The organism is Colwellia demingiae (assembly GCF_007954275.1).
GTDB lineage: Bacteria > Pseudomonadota > Gammaproteobacteria > Enterobacterales > Alteromonadaceae > Colwellia > Colwellia demingiae.
Genome location: NZ_VOLT01000005.1, coordinates 39,403 through 57,305, shown reverse-complemented (window position 1 = coordinate 57,305; position 17,903 = coordinate 39,403). Strand labels below are relative to the sequence as shown.

The window sequence follows — 17,903 nt, the reverse complement described above, 5'->3', positions numbered from 1 at the left end:
AATAAAGTCACTTCTATTTGTTTTGAAAGTTGTTTTTCTGATTATAATAAATTCGCATTAGCTTTTTTGATAAAACCTTGAACATCGGTTTGCTGACAGAGTTCTAGAAAATCATATTCTAGTTCATCAATACTAATTTTTTCGGTTAAAGCAAACAATATGTTTGCGCTCATATGATTGGTTTTAGGATCTATTTCCGACTTCAACGAAGAAATATCTATTTTACGAGTGGCAAAAAAGGCGGTCATTGCTTTTAGGATACCTGGTTGATCTATGCCAGCATACTCAGCTCGGTAATGTTTTACTAAGTCAAATGTTCTATGACCAGAGGTGCGCTTCATCATAGTGATTAAATCTAAAGCATGAGCAAGTTGAGGAATCTTAACTTCAATTTTATTAATCGCCCTAGTATCACCTGTAAGTAACATAATGAAAGTAAATTCAGAGCCAAAAATGGCCATACGGCTGTCTAATATATTACATTCGCATTCACTTGCTAATTTAGTTAATTCACTAACACAACCTGTTCTGTCAGATCCCATCGCGGTTAGTACTAAATATTGTGGCATTCATTACGCCTAAGTTGTCAAGAAAGGCGCATTGTAACTTATCATGATAAAAGTTGGAATCATCTTACATTTTTGTGGTCATATACCTTGTGTTTGTAAAATCAGGCAAGTACCATGGGGCGCAATATTAGCCCTGTCTTATATCAAATTTTTTTTAGTATTTTTTAGTGAGCTTAGTTGGGTTTTCATATCAATAACCTAAGCCACAGGAGTTTTAATGAGTTGTAGAGCATTTTATTTATCACTGTTAGCCTTGTCAATCACAGCTTGTGGTTCTGTTAATAACAAGCAAGCAGATGGTAATTTTGATTACCAGCATAAGCTTGAAGCTAACGATCTCGTGATTCCCGCCAATTTGAGTAAACCAAAACAAGCGAATGATTTTTTTGTTACCAATAACATAAATCACCAAGGTCCTATTGGTAAAGACATGGATATTAGAGCTCCTTCATTGGTGATGCCAGTTGCTGCATCTTCACGTGTTGTTGAAGAGTCAGGTATCGCTATTATTTGGTTTGATAAAGTTTTAGAAGATAAAGATTTATTGGCGTTTATTGAAAAGGTAGTTCTAGAAAAATTAGCAGAAGATCAAATTACCTATGACTACATTGAAGAAGACACGGAAGTTACCTTAAGCAAGGTTACTGAAGGAGCGACTAGTTTAAAAGAAACTAGCATTAAGCGAGAGGGTATTAAAACGGCCATTATTGAGTCCGATTGGTATCATAACGAAGTCGATGTTGGTTGGATCTTTACTGATATCCAGTTTTCAAAGAGCGTACGTTTTCGTTTTCAATTGTTAGCAAAATCTCATGGCCGCAGTGTTTCATTACGCGTTTCATTAGTCGACTTTTTACAAACCGATGAAAAAGGCGGCAGTAAAACAATGGACCCTATTGATAAGCAAAGAGCCGAAAAAGCCATGCTTAATGAGCTTATTGCTGCAGTTGATTATAATTACCGTCTTCAACAACGTGCTGATCGCTTAACTCGTGCGAATCAAAAGTTAGTGACAATAGGTAAAAATATTGAAGAAGAACAAGCGTATATTGTTGAAATGGGCTTAGAAGACCTGTGGGGTAATATGCCATTGTTCTTTGAAAAACATGGCTTTACGATTACCGATTTAAATGAAGATAAAAAGATTTACTATGTAGAGTTTGTGAAACCTGAATCGAGTGTTTGGGATAGTATCTGGGGTGATGATGTACCCGTTATTGATGTTAGTGATGCTCAGTACCAATTTGTGTTAGGGCCTGTAGATGAGCTTAACCAGAAAACCTCGGTAACTATCTATAAGTCTGATGGTGAGCCATTGACCTTAGAAGCGCTTGAGCGAATTTTCCCAGTTGTAGAAAAGGGACTATCGTTTAGAGATGTTTTCTAATCTTAGCTTTCACGAAGTAATTATGAAGTAGTTACTTCGTTACTTTACAGACAAAAAAAAACTCCACTAGTTGGAGTTTTTTTATGTCTTAATTCTGATCTCTGCTTAGAGGTAGAGCTTTACGTTAGAGCTTTTTTTTCTCTACGGGATCCATTTTATGCGTACTTTTATTTGTTCTTGGCAGTGTCTCTTCTCGGTCATTTAAACTTTTTTTACGCATTTTTTGCTTGGAGCTTTTCTGAAATGTACTCAAATTTCCTATGATAATAACGACTGTTATCACTATCATAAAAATTGCTAACCAATTGTCCATTGGAGTGCCTCTTGGTAAGTTTTTGAAGTTAGTATTCTAGGATGATTATTTAGGTAGTATAACATTGGTTGGCGCTGCACAAACATTGTTAATATAACGCTTTGCTATGTCATCTAAGTTTTCAATAATGACACTCTTGCCTAAAATACTGCTGTTATTTAGTGTTTGTGTTAACAATTCAATATCAAAAGCTTGCTGGTACTGCTGAGCTAACGGAAGGTACGATATATGCCAAGGCTCTTCGGCAACTCCACCTTGGAAGCTCGCATAGGGGAAATAAAAGCCAAACTGGTGCGCGTGGTGAGCAAGCCAAGCAGATAGCTTTGCTAGTGGCCCTTGCTCACTGTATTCCCATGGTTCAAGTTGAAGTTGATAATCTTTAGCTAATAAATTTGGAGCATAAACATCAATATCGCAACCCCAATGATGGCGGCTTGCACCGGGGAGCGCCGAATAAAGCAAAATACTGTGAATTAATTCAAGTGGAGATAAGTGCTTCGGAGAAACAACTTCTCCTGCACTATTCTTAATCGATGTTTTCCCAGAAAATTTGTTATTCCATAGCATAAGTTGCCGATCGAAAGATCTAAAGCCACTAGCAATTGTTAACTCAATAGCATCGGCTCTAGCCGCGTTAACCATACCATCAAAGGCATCTTTCATTTCTTGATGAATAGCAACTCGTTCACTTACGTACTGAAGGTGATCTTCAGATTGACCCAATAATTGAGCTGAATTGATGTGGTTGCTATGCTGCATTGTTTAATAAAACCTTATGAATAACTATATAAAGAAATAACTAACTAATCGTTTTATGCGTACATAAAACATTAACCAAACAATGATAATAAATATCAACGAGCTTTTCTAAATCATCACATGAGACTGATTCATTTACTTGATGGATAGTTGCGTTGCATGGTCCAAGTTCAATGACTTGTGCCCCTGTTGGCGCGATGAATCGACCATCGGAGGTACCACCTGAAGTGGATAACTGAGTTTCTGTACCGGTAACTGAAAGTATTGCTTGGCTAACGGCGTTTAAAAATCCATGTTTTGATTCAACATGCTCTGTGATAAACGGCTTACCATTAAAAGTCCACTTTATATCATAGTCAAGTTGATGTTTATCAAGGATAGATTCTACTTGTTCAACAATAATTTGGTCAGTTAATTCGGTGCTATAACGTAAATTAAATAAAGCATTGATATGACCAGGAACAACATTCGTTGCACCAGTACCAGCATTAATATTAGACAGCTGAAAACTGGTCGCAGGGAAATAGTCATTACCATTGTCCCATTGTATCTGACTTAATTCTGTTAATGCTGGCATGGCTAAGTGAATTGGATTTCTCACATGATCAGGGTAGGCAACATGGCCTTGTTTACCTTTAATATCTACTTCAGCAGAAATAGAACCGCGGCGACCATTTTTTACGATATCTCCGACAGCGTGAGTACTTGAAGGTTCACCGACTATACAATAAGTGATCTTTTCATTACGGGCCTCTAACGTATCAATAACTTTAGTGGTGCCATTGATAAATGGCCCTTCTTCATCACTTGTTATTAAATAAGTGATTGAACCTTGATGATCTGGGTGGTCGTGAACAAAGCGTTCTGTCGCCACTATCATTGCCGCGAGACTACCTTTCATATCTGCTGCACCACGGCCATATAACATACCATCGATAATCGTTGGCTCAAATGGAGGGGTGTTCCATAATTCAAGGTTGCCTGCGGGTACTACATCGGTGTGGCCAGCAAAACAAAAAACTAAGTCATCTTCTTTCTTAGCATTAGTACTGTCACGACGAGACCAAAGATTGGTGGTATCGGCAAAAATCATGCTTTCATTAATAAATCCGAGTTGTTCCAATCGCTGTGCCATCAATTTTTGACAACCAGCATCTTCAGGGGTAACAGAGGCTCTAGACAGTAATTCTATTGCCAGCTCAATAACTTCGCTTTGATGTTTTTGTTCGATTTGACTCACAAGGACTACCCTTACTTAATTTTTGATGATGAATTTTATATTTATTGGTTTGCGAAAAGTGTTTGGTACTGATCAACTTTAAAACCGAGGTTGAGCTCACCATTTAATGGTAATAGAGGTCTTTTAAGTAACGTAGGTTGTTCAAGAACAGCGGCAAATATTACGTCATCTGTTAAGTTGTTTTTTATCTCATCAGGTAGATTACGAAATGTTGTACTACGTTTGTTTAATAATAGTGACCAATCACTCTGGTTGACAAATTCCGTTAATAATTCGGCAGTTAATGGTTGTTTTTTGAAGTCATAAAGTTGATGAGCTATATTGTTTGCTTCGAGCCATTTAGTCGCTTTTTTCACAGTATCACAATTTTTTATGCCGTATAAGGTGATCATAGTATTCCTGTATGAATGTTATTTATTATTTGAATGGTAATGGGTATAAGTTTGACTTTATATTACCAGATATTGATTAACCATAGTGCTTCAATCGCTGTATTTATAAATCCATCTTTAACAAAAAATAGACTGCTTAACTATAGCACTAGTTGCTTGCTGTGATGTTTATTTGTCGAGATTACTATCTATTCAATTAAGGACTGGGCCTTAACAAATGATGGTTATTGGGGGAAGCTATTTAAAGTGTCTATTTACGAAGGTTTTACTAAGATAATCAATATAAATTCTGCTAGTTATCTTTAAAATTTATTATCCACAAAAGCTGTGTGTATGGTTGTGGATAAGTCTCTGTGTTTGCCTTTATCTATTGATTATAAAGGAAAAAATAAGTAGTACATTTTTTGTCTAACAAGCGTTTAAATGCTAATAAATAAGATAAGTGATTAAAATACTAGGTTGAATCTCTTTATCTGTAAAAATAAAGATTAAATACGGTTAAACCTCCTAAAAGTCAGTTTAACCGTGGTTTAATTTAATTTTTGTTTAAAAAATAACTTTATAATTACCGTATGCGCTATTACATTGTCGCTTGTATAGCCGTTAAGGCAATAGTATAAACAATGTCATCGACTAGGGCGCCGCGTGAGAGATCATTAACCGGTTTATTCATCCCTTGTAACATAGGTCCAATGCTCACTAAGTCAGCTGAACGCTGTACTGCTTTGTAAGTAGTATTTCCGGTATTTAAATCAGGGAAGATGAATACTGTCGCTTTACCCGCCACTGGGCTATTTGGCGCTTTTTTCTTGGCAACGTTCTCCATAATGGCCGCATCATATTGAAGTGGTCCATCAATAATGAGATCAGGTCGTTTAGCTTTAGCAATTTCAGTGGCTTTAGCTACTTTTTCAACGTCAGCGCCATGACCGGATCTGCCGGTACTGTAGCTGATCATGGCAACTCTTGGTTCAATATCAAATGCTTTGGCTGAGTCAGCAGATTGAATAGCTATATCAGCCAATTGTTCTGCGTTAGGCTCAGGGTTAATAGCACAGTCGCCATAAACAAGTACTTGATCAGGCAGTAACATAAAGAAAACCGATGAAACTAAAGAGCTATCAGGTGCTGTTTTAATTAGTTGTAAAGCCGGTCTTATGGTATTTGCTGTGGTATTTACTGCGCCAGAAACAAGGCCATCAACTTGACCAAGTTGTAACATCATCGTTGCTAAAACAACGTTGTCTTTTAAATTCTCTAGTGCAATAACATCAGTTAGACCTTTATTTTTACGTAGCTCGACCATAGGTCCAACGTAATTATGTCTAATGGTGTCGGGATCTGTTATCAATAAATTATCAGGTAGATTAATACCCTGATGCTCGGCAATCTGTAGTATTTCTTCTTTGTTGCCGATCAATTGACAGCGAGCAATATTACGTTCGCAGCAAATTGCAGCCGCTTTAATCGTGCGTATATCAGTGCCTTCAGGTAAAACGATTAGTTTATTTGCTTGGCGGGCAAGCTCGGTTAATTTATGTCTAAAAGCAGGCGGTGATAATAAGTTATAACTATTGTTTTTAGACGTTAGGCTTTCAAGCCAATTACTGCTTAAATTATCAGCAACATGCTGTTTAACTTTATCTTGGCGTTGGATATCGTCTTGTGGTATTTCAGGATTAAAGCTCATGATATGACGCGATGTTTGCCAAGTATCCCAAGGTACAGACAAAACAGGTAACCCAGCATCGAGTGCTTGCTTGCATAACTCCCAAACTTGCTCGGATGGTTCAAAACCATTGGTTAAAATTAACCCACCTAATTTAGTACCATTTAACGCAGATAAACAGGCGGCAATAATAATATCGGTGCGATCGCCCGGAGTAACAATGAGTCGACCAGGAACTAAGTAACTTACTAGATTTGATACGGTTCGAGCACAAAATGCAACACTGCGAAAACGGCGGTGCTCCATATCGCCACTATTAATTACTTTAGCTTCAAGGTAATTACTAATATCACAAACACGTGGAGCGATGAGATCTATTTCCCATTGAATCGTGCCAAGTAAATCAAAGTGTCTGCCTTTAAAAATCGATAAATCTAACCAATGGTTTAGATTAAAATCATTTTCAATTTCTTCTTCTTTGGGTAATAAACCAAATTCTTCTTGGTCTGGGCAATTAAGCTTGTTGATAACACAACCAATGAGATGTCGGTTCTTTATACCACCATACGTTTCGGCACTGACTTCAAGTCTATCTTCGAATTCTTCGGCGCTGTCATTACCTGGGCTGGCAACTAAGACAATATTTGCCCCAAGTGCTTGAGCTACATCTCGGTTAATTCGACCAGCATAAGGTTGTCTTGGTGTGGGGACTAGACCTTCAATAATGATGACGTCGTGATCTTGTTTAAACGCATTGAAATTGGCAACGATTTCTTCTAAAACAACATCGTGAAGTCCATCGCCCATTTTTCCCTCTACATAGCTAAGCGAAACGCTAGTGCTATTTTGGGATAAGCTAATGGCATCAATGGTTTTGTTTTTTTTAGCTATGCTATTACGTGAAGGCTGGCTAATGGGTTTGAAGTGACCAACTTTAATTCCTTTTTGCTGACAGGCATGTAATAAACCTAACGATACACTGGTTAAGCCGACACCTGAGCCAACTGGGATTAACATAATTCTATGTGGCATAAATTAAATCCTACTTAATATTGAGATACCCGTTCTACTTCAAGATTAATCATGCATTTTGAAGTGAACGAGTATCGAGTCATCTACTTGACTAAATTTGTTAGTAATTGGGCTGATTGTTCGGCAATTACCCATTCTTCATTTGTTGCAATAACCCAACAAGCTCTTGAATCTTTAGTGGCAATATTACCTGAGGCACCAAAGCGTGTTGCTTGATTCTTTTCTTCATCTAAAGAAAAATTCAATAACGCAAGTTGCTTAACTATTTCAGTACGCACCCAATTTGAATTTTCACCAATGCCACCGGTAAATATAAGGCCATCTAATTGCGTTAAGCTGGCGCTATAAGAAGCAATAGTTTTGGCTATGCGATAACAGAAAATTGTCAGGGCTAATGTCGCTTGAGCATGGTTATCTTCTAACATAGCATTTTCTAAGGTACGGCCGTCGTTGCTTAAGCCAGAAACACCTAATAAACCACTTTCTTTATTGACTAACTTATCAACATCAGCAATTGAGTAACCTAAATTTTCGACCAGATGAAAGATAATTCCGGTATCGAGATCGCCACAACGAGTACCCATAATCACACCTTCGCCTGGTGTCATACCCATACTAGTATCAACACTTTCACCATTTTTAATAACAGTTACGCTACAACCATTACCTAAGTGAGCGCTGATTAAGTTACATTGATCAAGTGGCTTGTTTAATTGCTCCGCTGCTTGTTTCGCAACAAAGTAATGGCTGGTGCCATGGAAGCCATAACGTCTTATTCCATGCGCTTTGTACAATGAATAGGGGAGGCCATAAATGTAAGCCTTTTCGGGCATACTTTGATGAAAAGCCGTATCAAAGACTGCGACTTGTGGCAAATCGTTAAAAGCTTGTTGGCACGCTTTTATACCAATTAGATTTGCAGGGTTGTGCAATGGCGCAAGTTTTGCTAATTGTTTAATCGCTTGTTCTACATCCTCAGTAATTAGCGTTGGTTGTGAATATTGTTCACCACCATGGACAACTCTGTGGCCGATAGCTGTGATATCTTTGACTAAGTCAAGTTGTTGTAATTGCTCTACCAATACAGAGAGTGCTGTTTGATGATTAAAAGGATTGGGTAACTTATAGGTCTGTTTTTCTCCGTTAAGTTTAACTATGATTTTAGCATCAGGGGTATGTAGGCATTCAGCTAAGCCTGATAAGAGCGTTTCACCGCTTAATGGTTTAATCAAAGAAAACTTAACAGAAGAGCTGCCACAGTTGATTACTAAAATTGCACCAGTACTAGCAGGCTCTTTGCAATGAGATTTTTGTTGAGTCATGTTTATTGTCTTTTAAAAAATGAAAAGTTATCGAATAATTATAGCAATAATAATATTGTCGGCATTATAGCGATGGAGTTAGTTAGAAATCTTGATGCAATACAATAAAAACGCTTTAATTTAACTTTTAATAATTGTTATTCGTAATAATACCAAACGGATTAAATTCTCGCTAAGTGATAAATAAATTAGTCCGATTGGTATAAAAGCTTAGTTACATTTCTAACTGTTGCTTATAAGGACTAGCTGCTATAGTAATGGTATGAATATCTCCGTAGTACAACTCATTAAATTGGGTCAAAAGTATTTATCTCTTTGGCCTGACAAACCAGAATTAATTCAATATTTTGAAGATTATCGAGGCGTGCAAAGCGCGCGCTTTGTTTGTCGGTATTTTCATGCGTTAGCTATGTTTACTGTTATTATGCAGCTTTATATCGCTTCAGGATATCCCCTTGGCCAAGGCTCTATAAGTAATGCATTAAATGCACTGCCTCAAGCACTTGTATATGGTTTATTTTTATTAAGCCTACCAGTGCAGGCATTAGTTTTTTCAGGTGTTAAAGCAGATAAGTTATTACCACCATCATTAGCCTCTTGGTATCATAGTGGTTTAGAAAAGGTAAAACAGCAAGTTGCTGAGCAAAGTCAGCGCAGCAATGGCGATAACAACGATACCGTTATTGCAAATTTAGCAAAATATAAACCACGGTATATCGATCTTGCTCAGCTTTTACATTTAACTTTTGCGACAACAAAGTAATTAATCGAAATACTGCCAAATAACGTCCGCTTTCTTACTTTGTGTTTTATTCTTACGAAATAAAATTGAGACTAGTGATTTCATATTGATATCATCACTAATGCAAAAGCTAATGTGTCTTTTGATACAAACGTAAAACAAAGTCTGCTTGGCAAGTGAATTGTTTTTGTTGTTTCAATTGAGCAATTAATTCATCACTGGCTTTAAAAGCAAAAGGTGTCATTGCTAATAAGTTTAGTACATCGTCACTATTAGAGAAGTTCATCGGATAATTCAATCGTTGCTCTTCAACTAACGTTAATTGCTCAATAACTTGCTTAGTAGTGTCATGTTTAGTTGCTTGACGGTATATCATCGATTTAAGCTCAAATAAATGATTATCGGCAGGGGTAACTGTCAAAAAGTACCCTTGGTTTTGCAAAATCCGGGTAAACTCATTTTCTAAAATTGGCGCATAAACACTATAAATCCAACCAAATTGCTCATTAGCGTAAGGTAAATCAGAGAGGGTAGCTACGCTAAAAAAGCAATCTTGATAACGTTTTGCTGCAATCTTTATTGTTTCTTTAGCAATATCTACACCGTAGACACTGTTATGCTCAGTTTTATGCTGATGTGTATAAAAACCTTCACCGCAGCCAGCATCAAAAATGGCTGCGTTTTTATCGCCATATTTTTGATATAACGTGAGCATACTGTCTAACAAAGGCTGGTAATAACCTTTGTCTAGAAACGCTCGTCTAGCTTGTACCATTGCTTTGTTATCACCAGGCTCTTTTGAATGCTTAAATTGAACGGGTAATAAATTAACATAACCTTGTTTTGCTTGATCAAAACTATGATTATTTTCACAACGGTAGCTCTTTTCTTTGAGCAATAAAGCTTGCTGGCACAAAGGGCAACGGTATTGAGCTATTTCTTTAGTAGAGATGTCAGTATGCATTAACAGTAAACCTTATGAAAACGTTGACCAAATAGGTGCATGATCTGAAGGTTTTTCAATAGCACGTAATTCATAATCTATATCGGCTTCAATACATTGCTCAGCCATATTTTTAGTCGCTAATACCACATCAATACGAAGACCGCGATTGTCATCAAAACCACGCGAGCGGTAATCAAACCAAGAGTAACGTTCGGTAGTTTCGGGATGTAATTGACGGAAGGTGTCAACAAACCCCCAATCCATTAACGTTGTTAACCATTCTCTTTCTTCAGGTTGAAAAGAACATTTACCGCTCTTTAGCCAGCGTTTACTGTTTACGTCACCAATACCAATATCTAAGTCTTGCGGGGAAATGTTAATGTCGCCCATTACTACCACATTTTCGTCATTCACGTGATTGTCATTCAGATAGGTCATTAAATCTTTATAGAATTTTCTTTTATAAGGATATTTAGTCTCGTGGCTAATATTCTCGCCTTGTGGAAAGTAGCCATTTAATACGGTGACTTTCTCGCCTTTATCGTTAGTTGTTGTAACCATAATCATCCTACGCTGGGCTTCATCATCGTCCGTAGGAAAGCCACGTTGTACTGATTCAGCTTCTTTTTTGCATAACATGGCAACGCCATAATGGGCCTTTTGACCATGAAAATATACATGATATCCCATGGCTTCAACAGCTTCTAATGGGAAAGCTTCATCATGAACTTTGATTTCTTGTAAACCAATGATATCGGGCTGATGCTTATCGATAATCGCTTGTAATTGGTGAAGACGAGCACGAAGGCCGTTTATATTAAAAGAGATAATTTTCATAGTATTCCTAAAGACTTTTAGCGAACAATATCGTTATGTATTGTTTGGTCATTCCATTCTGCAGAAGAAGTGAGTACTTTCTTATACAAAGGGTATAAATTAAGACAATGATCTTGCGTGTTTATCTAACTTCTCGCAAGTTTTATTTTTCACATCCTGTTATAAAATGTAATTTATTCGTAACAACTGGTAGAGCCTATTGTTTAACCGTAATAACTTGTTTAAGCTAACCCTAAATAAGCAACACAATATAGAAAACTGTTAATACAGTTGTCAAAACAGTTATTTATCAATTTACATTAAGAACGCGTAATAAATAAGGAAATGAACATGCCAGATAGTAACTCAAGCGTAAAAAAAATATTATTGGTTGAAGATGACCGCCAACTGTCCGATTTAGTCACTGACTTTTTAACAAGTGAAGGTTTTCACGTTAAACAAGAGTTTCGTGGTGATACAGTAGCTAAACGAGTAAAGCTTTTCTCTCCTGACCTTATTATTTTAGATGTCATGTTACCCGGTAAGGATGGTTTTGGTGTTTGCCGTGATTTACGTCCAGAATTTAATGGCCCCGTGTTAATGCTAACAGCAAAAAGTACTGACTTTGATCAGGTGCTTGGCTTAGAAATTGGTGCAGATGATTATGTTATCAAACCCGTTGAACCTCGTGTATTACTAGCAAGAGTGAACGCATTGTTACGCCGCGGAGATTTGCCTAACCAAAGTGAAGAAAAAGGTGAAATTACTTGTGGTGGCTTATACATTAATAAAGCATCACGTAAAGTGACTTTGCAAGATGAAAATGTGGACTTAACTAGCCAAGAATTTGATTTATTATGGTTACTTGCGGGTAAAGCCGGAGAAGTACAAAACCGTGATTATATATATAAGGCAGTAATTGGCCGTGAATATGATGGCTTAGACAGAAGTGTTGATGTACGTATTTCTCGCTTACGTAAAAAATTACATGACAGTACTGATACACCCTTTAGAATCAAGACTATTTGGGGCCAAGGTTATTTATTTGTTCCAGATGCATGGAGCTAGCCCTCTGAATTAATGTCACTGTGATGACATACTAAATATATTAAGGCTTTGTTTACTTTTCGACAGTTACAAAGCCTTTTTCTTAGCTCATTTTTATTACATTCTCTTGATAAGGTTCGTCGATGAAATTAGGTCGTTCGTTTTTTAATCTCTATTTCTTTATTATCTCCACATTCATTATTTTTTCTTGGGCACTTGATGAAGTATGGAATTCTTATCTCGAGCAAGATATTGAGTCTTATACCGGTTATAAAACCCTGATGATGGCTACTGGAGATTATGTACAAAAGCATCCTAAGGAAGAGTGGGAAGAGATAATAGCTGGTGCTGCAGAACGATGGGAATTGCCTTTAAAGTTAGTGTCTTTAGCTGAAGTGGAAGCCATTGATCACACCGACCATCATGCTTTATCACACTCAAATGCACATATTTATTATTTTGATGATCAGGTGATTATTCATTATTTACTAAAAGATAGTGATTCAGTCATTACTTTAGGCCCCGCGAAGATGCCAACAAGGCCAAGAGTAAAAGCGACATATCGCGTAATGATTTTGGCAACTTTTGGTATAGTTATTTTTATTTGGTTATGGCCTATGTCTCGTGATTTAGAGCAGCTTAAAAGAGCAACAAGAGACTTCGGTCAAGGGCAATTTGATAGTACGGCACCTGCAGCAAAGTCGACCATGATAGCGCCTATGATCTCCTCATTTAACATGATGGCGGCAAGGATAAAGCGGCTAATTGAAGCGCATAAAGAATTAACTAATGCGGTTTCACATGAGTTAAGAACGCCATTGGCACGCACTAAATTTGCCTTGCAGATGCTTGATACAATCAAAGACGATGAAAAGCGCGCTAAATATCAGAAGCAAATTAGTAATGATGTTTGTGAGCTGGAAGAGCTTATCAATGAAATGCTTATTTATGCCGCTTTTGATAATGACAAACCAGAGCTTAATTTTACTAGCACTAATTTAAATGATTTAGTTAAGTTTCAAATAGCCAGTCACGATCAATTTGTAAACTCGATTGAATTTATTAATAAGATGCCTGATAGCTATGTTTGTTGTGACGGGCATTTTATGGACAGAGCGGTAAATAATTTTATCAGTAATGCCATTAAATACGGTAATGATAAAGTGAGGGTTACACTTTCTATCGAGAATGGACAATGCATAATTTGCGTGGAAGATAATGGCGATGGAGTGTCTGATGAATTCAAACAAGTTATTTTTGATGCATTCTCACGTGGAGACCAATCAAGAAATCGTGAAACAGGTGGTTTTGGTCTAGGGTTAGCGATTGTGGCTCGTATTATGGAATGGCACCAAGGACAAGCCTCTATTGGCGATAGTGAACTTGGTGGGGCAGCATTTACACTGACTTGGCCAGTAAAAATGAGTTAGATTACTTTATTAAGTTAACTCAATAATCTAATGTAATAATTTAATTTAAATTAATTGCCTTATCGGCTAAATGTTTTTTACATTCAGCCGATAACTTATTTATCAAAGCAACGATAAATAAGTGAATAAAGCATTGGCAGTAGAGCTTTCACAACAGTTTTCAACAAATAACTTCTCACAAAGTAATGACGTGATAAAGAGCAGTGCTGTGCAATTAGCCACTGACTTTTCATCCACTAGCGTTTTACTTCATGAGTTGCAACTTGGTGAGCAACTAAATGAAAGTGTTGAACAAACCCGTCGTGCTGATTTTAGCTTGATGTTGGCTATGTTAGCTGAAGATGTACGTGAACAAAGCCAATTTTTATTACCACAAACAAAAGAAGTAACACCTGCCGATTTGTCGAATACTGCTTTAAGAAAGCAATTTAATCTTCCTGACCAACCCGCTTTAGCATTAACCACGTTCGATGACGTTAAACAATTCAACCAGGCTCACACTATTGTTGATAACAATCTTGCCAATATACATTTAACTAACGCTATGATGCCCAAACCTTTGGCGTTTCGTGATGACAAAAAACATATTGAAACTCAAGTATTAGAAAATACCAGTTTATTTACTCAGCTCAAGCATAAGCAAGCAGCAGAGATAAACCAAGCACGCAATAATCAGCTACAAGAAAACCAGTTAAATTCAGCAGCAATTGAAACAGATAAGCCACTCAGTCAGTCATTAAACTTTAATGCCAAGGCTTGGTTAGATGGCATCCAACAGACTTTAGTTAAAGCGCCATTACTTAACTAAATAAACGCTATATATACCCGCTCCACTTGAAGATGCTCGTTTCAGGTCTCCCCAAAGGGCTGGTTTATAAACGCTTTATGCTGCGTTATTGATTTCGACAATAGAATAACTATTATCTTCAATCAATGCCTTACCTAAAGGCATTTATAATTCCAGCTGAATTCTGCATCTTCAAGTGGAACAGGTATATACTTTTAATCCCCGTCTATTTAGCACAGCAATGTTTAAATTTTTTCCCTTTTCTTGCTGACCATGCCATTGGATACTTGTTGCATGGACAAACTTCATTACGTTTAATCGTTACAATCTCATTGTGAACGGTGATATTGCCATCAATATAGCGCCACTGACCTTGTTCAATAGTGAAGTTTGATTTTTCACGTAATTCACACAAGATATTATCAACCACGTAATAAGCCGAAAATTCTACGGTGGTCTCATCGCTTTCATGTATTTTTAATGCCAACCAACTACATTCATCCGCCCACGTTTGAATCTCAGTGACAGACTGCTTCAATCGTTGGGAGGCAGCATAAGTATCAAAAATATATTGGCCATTTTTTGTTGCATAGGCACTAAAGCGTGAGCGCATTAATTGTTCAGGGCTGCTAGGGGGCACTTGTTGTGTAATATAAAGTTGGCAACAAGCATTAAATGGTAACGACGAACCGCAAGGGCAAAGCATAACAATATGTCCAATGATGATAATATGTGTAAACCCTTATATTTTAACGCAGATAAAGCGCTATTGGTCGTTTTCTTTTACCCTTTGCTGATTTTTTCGATTAGGATGTCGGGTTAATTATATCCTCAATGGTCGCCAGTATTAGTGATTAATACCAATCTCATTGGTATAACTTAGCGTCTTCTCATTCATTTTTTAACAAAAGAACTCAACAAAAGAATTTATTTTATGAAAATACAATTTATTGCCGCAGCACTTAGTTTTTCATTAGCCGCTTGTAGTAATACTCAGCTTAATGAGCAGCTAAATACCAGTGTGCCAGATAAAATTCAAGGCGCTGTTGCAACCAACGCACAAGCAACAAATATCATAACTTTAGAGCAGATAATGGCAGACCCAGATTGGTTTGGTCGTGCGCCAGAATCTTGGTATTGGGGAGATAATAGTAGCAATATTTATTATCAGCAGAAGCAACTGGGTAACCCTCTACGTGATTTGTATACAGTAAACTTGTTAAATAATAACGAAGTTTCACTAGTCAATTTATCAAGCAAACATACCGTTGCCTCTCAAAATGGAGTGCTGAATAAAACGCGCACTCATAAAGTCTACACTTTCAATGGTGATGTTTTTGTAAAAACGCTGGTTAATAATGCGGTAAAACAGCTTACCTTTACCTCAAATTCTGAACGTAATGCACTCTTTTTGAATAATGGTGATATAGCTTACCAAGTAGGTAATATTTTTTATGCTCATAATTTCCAAACGGGTCAAATTAAAGAGTTGGCCAATTTAAAAATGTCAGCAAAACCTGCTGGTATTGTTGCTCCCAAAAGTTACTTAGCAAAAGAGCAGCATAAGTTAATTGACTACATTGCTTTGCAACAACGCAACAACAAGTTAAAGCAAACACAAAAAGAACGGTTAGCTATTGAAAACAAAGTTGTTAATGATAGTAAGTTTTATTTTGGTAAAGGCAATAGAGTAGCGCACGCAAGTTTATCTCCAGCAGGCGATAAGATATTGGTGGGTATCTCGTCAGCAAAATCTAGTCGTAATAAAACAGATATTATGCCTAATTACATTACTAAAGATGGTGTGATTGCGGCTGAAAAAGTCCGTGCTCGCGTTGCCAATAATAGACAATACCAAGAACAATTGTTCCTGATTGATTTAGCAACAGGCAAACAACAAACATTAAGCTATGACAGCCTACCAGGCTTTGATGATGATGTTTTAGCTAGCGTTAAGTCTGAAAATTTTGCTCGTGAAGGTAAGACATACAAATCAGAGAAAAAAGCACGAAATATTCACCTACTTCAGATGCATAACCCCGTTAAGTGGAGTAGCGATGGTCAACACCTAGCCTTAATGTTAGAAGCTTGGGATAACAAAACCCGCTGGCTAACAACGGTTGATTTTGATAAAAATGAACTCGTTACCCAACATAAACTTCATGATGATGCTTGGATTAACAGGAGCTTTAATGAATTTGGTTGGTTAAACGCTAGCAATAAAGCAAGCCTTTATTACTTATCTGAAGAGTCAGGTTATTCTCACTTATATTATAAAGGCCTAAACTCGAAGGCAGTTAAGCTAACGTCTGGTAAGTTTGAAGTAAGCAGTGTTACGCCAACTATTGATAGTCAACGATTTATCTTTAAAGCAAATAAAAAACACCCAGGTATTTATGAAGTATATCAAGTCAACTTGGCTAAAAAATTAACTGCATTGACTAATTTAGGGGGTAAAAATAATTACACCTTGAGCCCTGATGAATCGAAACTGTTAATTGAACATTCTACGGTAACAATGCCGCCAGAGCTTTATGTACAAAGCTTACAAGTGGGTGATGCAGCACAACGAATTACTCACACAGTATCTAAGCAGTTTTTAGCGATGCCTTGGGTTGCTCCATCAGTTATCGCAATTGCGTCAAGTAAACAAAAAGAACCGATTTACTCAAAAGTATATTTCCCTACAAATTTTGATAATACTTTAGAAAAAAATCGAGCGGTAATGTTTACTCATGGTGCAGGTTACCTACAAAACTCTCACTTGGGATGGTCTGGGTATTTTAGAGAATTTATGTTCCACTCTATGTTGGTACAACAAGGTTATGTTGTTATTGATATGGATTATCGAGCATCTGCGGGTTACGGACGAGAGTGGCGTACCGCTATTTACCGTCACATGGGTAAACCAGAAGTAGAAGATATGCGTGATGGTGTTAACTGGCTAATTGAAAATGCTAATGTTGATGCAAAACGTGTTGGTACTTACGGTGGTTCTTACGGCGGTTTCTTAACGCTAATGTCGATGTTTACCGACCCTGATTTGTTTGCTTCTGGCTCAGCGATACGTTTAGTCTCTGATTGGGCATATTATAACCATGGGTATACTTCTAATATTTTAAATACACCTGAAGACGATGCTATTGCTTATGAACGCAGTTCGCCTATTTATTTTGCAGAAGGACTGAAAAAACCGTTGTTAATCAATGCGCCAATGGTTGATGATAATGTGTTTTTTGAAGATACCGTTCGCCTTGTACAACGTTTAATTGAACTTGAAAAACAAGACTTCGAAACGGCTATTTACCCGGTAGAACCGCATGGTTTTGTACAGCCGAGCTCTTGGTTAAATGAATATCGTCGTATTTATAAATTATTTGAGAACACCTTATAATTTCGATAGGTTTTAATACTTACTCGGTATTAGAAGGTAGGGTAAGTGTTTATCAAGC

Annotated in this window: 15 protein-coding genes; 6 read left to right on the top strand and 9 right to left on the bottom strand. The window is 37.1% G+C overall.

Translation table 11 applies throughout. The features are described from left to right. Positions 1–41: 41 nt before the first annotated feature. Positions 42–569 carry a glycine cleavage system transcriptional repressor gene (locus ESZ36_RS10825; RefSeq protein ID WP_146787580.1) on the bottom strand — a complete coding sequence of 176 codons (528 nt, stop codon included), beginning with the start codon at positions 567–569 and terminating at the stop codon, positions 42–44. A gap of 217 nt (positions 570–786) precedes the next feature. Here ESZ36_RS10825 and bamC point away from each other — a divergent pair, with 217 nt between their 5' ends. After that, the gene (gene bamC / locus ESZ36_RS10820; RefSeq protein WP_146787577.1) at positions 787–1,956 is read left to right on the top strand and encodes an outer membrane protein assembly factor BamC; all 1,170 of its coding nucleotides are present in this window, start codon (positions 787–789) and stop codon (positions 1,954–1,956) included. A gap of 358 nt (positions 1,957–2,314) precedes the next feature. Here the strand turns inward: bamC and ESZ36_RS10810 are convergent, their stop codons facing one another. The 5 genes from ESZ36_RS10810 to ESZ36_RS10790 all read right to left on the bottom strand — a co-directional run bounded on the left by ESZ36_RS10810 (position 2,315) and on the right by ESZ36_RS10790 (position 8,683). Then, positions 2,315–3,028 (bottom strand): M15 family metallopeptidase, encoded by a 714-nt coding sequence (locus ESZ36_RS10810; RefSeq protein WP_146787571.1) that lies wholly within the window; start codon positions 3,026–3,028, stop codon positions 2,315–2,317. A 40-nt stretch (positions 3,029–3,068) separates the two neighbouring features. Next, positions 3,069–4,259, bottom strand: coding sequence for a succinyl-diaminopimelate desuccinylase (dapE, locus tag ESZ36_RS10805; protein ID WP_425457390.1), 1,191 nt, complete (start codon positions 4,257–4,259; stop codon positions 3,069–3,071). A gap of 50 nt (positions 4,260–4,309) precedes the next feature. Next, positions 4,310–4,660, bottom strand: coding sequence for an arsenate reductase (locus tag ESZ36_RS10800; RefSeq protein ID WP_146787563.1), 351 nt, complete (start codon positions 4,658–4,660; stop codon positions 4,310–4,312). Positions 4,661–5,240: 580 nt separating this feature from the next. Further along, a complete protein-coding gene (gene pta / locus ESZ36_RS10795) occupies positions 5,241–7,361 on the bottom strand; it encodes a phosphate acetyltransferase (RefSeq protein WP_146787560.1) in 2,121 nt (706 codons plus the stop codon). Between the two features lie 83 nt (positions 7,362–7,444). Beyond that, entirely contained in the window at positions 7,445–8,683 is a 1,239-nt protein-coding gene (locus ESZ36_RS10790) for an acetate/propionate family kinase (RefSeq protein WP_146787558.1), read from the bottom strand. A 262-nt stretch (positions 8,684–8,945) separates the two neighbouring features. Between ESZ36_RS10790 and ESZ36_RS10785 the strand changes: the two genes are divergently transcribed. Beyond that, positions 8,946–9,446, top strand: a complete 501-nt coding sequence (locus ESZ36_RS10785) for a DUF412 family protein (protein ID WP_170235824.1) — start codon at positions 8,946–8,948, stop codon at positions 9,444–9,446. 109 nt (positions 9,447–9,555) lie between these two features. Here ESZ36_RS10785 and rlmA read toward each other — a convergent pair whose 3' ends face one another. Together rlmA and xthA are read right to left on the bottom strand one after the other, a co-directional pair. Beyond that, positions 9,556–10,389: a 23S rRNA (guanine(745)-N(1))-methyltransferase gene (gene rlmA / locus ESZ36_RS10780; RefSeq protein ID WP_146787552.1), complete on the bottom strand. Its 834-nt coding sequence runs from the start codon at positions 10,387–10,389 to the stop codon at positions 9,556–9,558. Between the two features lie 12 nt (positions 10,390–10,401). Further along, entirely contained in the window at positions 10,402–11,208 is an 807-nt protein-coding gene (gene xthA / locus ESZ36_RS10775) for an exodeoxyribonuclease III (RefSeq protein ID WP_146787549.1), read from the bottom strand. 330 nt (positions 11,209–11,538) lie between these two features. Here xthA and ESZ36_RS10770 point away from each other — a divergent pair, with 330 nt between their 5' ends. The 3 genes from ESZ36_RS10770 (at position 11,539) to ESZ36_RS10760 (ending at position 14,472) form a co-directional block, all read left to right on the top strand. Then, positions 11,539–12,255 (top strand): response regulator, encoded by a 717-nt coding sequence (locus tag ESZ36_RS10770; RefSeq protein ID WP_011043955.1) that lies wholly within the window; start codon positions 11,539–11,541, stop codon positions 12,253–12,255. A 122-nt stretch (positions 12,256–12,377) separates the two neighbouring features. After that, positions 12,378–13,664, top strand: coding sequence for an ATP-binding protein (locus ESZ36_RS10765; protein WP_146787547.1), 1,287 nt, complete (start codon positions 12,378–12,380; stop codon positions 13,662–13,664). 121 nt (positions 13,665–13,785) lie between these two features. Further along, the gene (locus ESZ36_RS10760) at positions 13,786–14,472 is read left to right on the top strand and encodes a VC2046/SO_2500 family protein (RefSeq protein WP_246129066.1); all 687 of its coding nucleotides are present in this window, start codon (positions 13,786–13,788) and stop codon (positions 14,470–14,472) included. Between the two features lie 205 nt (positions 14,473–14,677). Here the strand turns inward: ESZ36_RS10760 and ESZ36_RS10755 are convergent, their stop codons facing one another. Next, positions 14,678–15,157, bottom strand: a complete 480-nt coding sequence (locus tag ESZ36_RS10755; protein ID WP_146787545.1) for a YchJ family protein — start codon at positions 15,155–15,157, stop codon at positions 14,678–14,680. 228 nt (positions 15,158–15,385) lie between these two features. Between ESZ36_RS10755 and ESZ36_RS10750 the strand changes: the two genes are divergently transcribed. Continuing rightward, positions 15,386–17,845 carry a S9 family peptidase gene (locus ESZ36_RS10750; RefSeq protein WP_146787542.1) on the top strand — a complete coding sequence of 820 codons (2,460 nt, stop codon included), beginning with the start codon at positions 15,386–15,388 and terminating at the stop codon, positions 17,843–17,845. The last annotated feature ends 58 nt before the right edge of the window (positions 17,846–17,903 follow it).